Below are 1,472 nucleotides of genomic sequence, written 5' to 3' on the forward strand. Positions count from 1 at the left end.
GAAGAGTCTGGTTATCATCATAAAAACCGTTCTGGCTGGCACTGTAAAAAACTTTCATATTTATCTTCCTTCTGCTTTCCAGTGAAATCCAATGGCAGCAGCGACAGGGGTTGATCCTGCATTTGCCCCCGTCAGATATAAACGCACTCCGGTTGTTGTAGCGGTTCCTACAGACACGATGTAGTTTGCGGGTTGCTGAGATGTTGGCGTCGCCGTTACGGTGAGATTGTTAGTCGTGGTGAACGCTTTAGGGAATACGATATCGGCTATTCCGGAACTGTTCGCAGCGCCAGAGCCGTGCTGAAAAATATGCTGGCCATCACCTAAAGTCTGGTATTGAGGGAAACTTCCAAAACCAACCTTTAAGAAAATGCATATCTACCCATTGGGTGGCATGATCTCGTCCTTTTTCAGGGTGAAAAATGATGCTGATCGGCTACGTTAGGGTGTCAACAATTGACCAAAACCTCGAATTACAACTTGAAGCGCTTAACAGGCTAGATTGTGACCAGATATTTGAGGATAAAATATCCGGTGCGAAATCGAAAAGGCCCGGCTTGGACAAGATGATGAAGAAGTTACGCCCAGGCGACACCGTCGTTGTCTGGAAGTTAGATAGGTTAGGTCGTTCTCTAATCCATCTTGTGGATTTGCTACGTTATTTCCGCGAAAACAACATTGAGTTTTTATCCGTTACCGAGGGGATAAGAATTAGCACCTCAATTGGGCGCTTTGCGTACACGATGTTGAGTGCTGCTGCTGAGATGGAGAGAGAAAACATTATTGAGAGAACTCGTGCTGGATTGGCCGTAGCAAGGGCAAAAGGGAGAATTGGTGGCCGTAGGCCAAAACTAACGGATGAGCAGTGGGCGCAGGCTGGAAGACTGATAGCTGCTGGCGAATCACGTCAGCAGATCGCTCGCAAATACGGTGTTGGCTTATCGACGCTCTATAAGAAATTCCCTGCGACTATGAGTGAGGTTTCAAACTAGATGAACCTACCATGGGAGTTATCAATACCTGCATCCATGTAGTTGATTGCCTTCTGTAACTCATTTATCAGTTCTTTTGCGCGAGTTCGTGAGATACACATAAACTGATCTGGGAATTCCTTTACTGGCCAATGTGGAATGCAGGCCATGTTATCGATGAATGATGCAGACAGATAGACTTCGTTTGTGAGCAGGGAATAGCTGACGTTAAAATCGGCTAATTCTTGTAGGCTGCTGACATTGGATTCTCTGTTTTTCATGATAGCCTCTATACTGTTTTTTTATACAGTTACTATCCTCAATAGCAGATAATCAGTCAAGGCATAGTGCATAATTTAGAAGAATATCGACGTTTGCGTTGTACCTAATGTATTGTTTTTGATGTGCTTTTTGTATTGATGTTATTCTTTTTTATTGTGTTATGAGTTTGATTTTTAAGTATTATTTTTCGGTCTTGAAAACCGGCGACCCGAAAGGGTT

General features: G+C 43.8%; 1 protein-coding gene. It reads left to right on the top strand.

The annotated features are described in order from the left end of the window. The first annotated feature begins 425 nt into the window (after positions 1-425). Positions 426-992 carry a recombinase family protein gene (locus FDX24_RS00100; protein WP_137363633.1) on the top strand — a complete coding sequence of 189 codons (567 nt, stop codon included), beginning with the start codon at positions 426-428 and terminating at the stop codon, positions 990-992. Positions 993-1,472 lie beyond the last annotated feature (480 nt).

This window comes from Citrobacter sp. wls716 (assembly GCF_005280975.1).
Taxonomy (GTDB): domain Bacteria; phylum Pseudomonadota; class Gammaproteobacteria; order Enterobacterales; family Enterobacteriaceae; genus Citrobacter; species Citrobacter youngae.

Excerpts from the sequence above, each read along its gene's own strand:
- FDX24_RS00100 (WP_137363633.1), top strand. The coding sequence starts at position 426 with ATGCTGATCGGCTACGTTAGGGTGTCAACAATTGACCAAAACCTCGAA.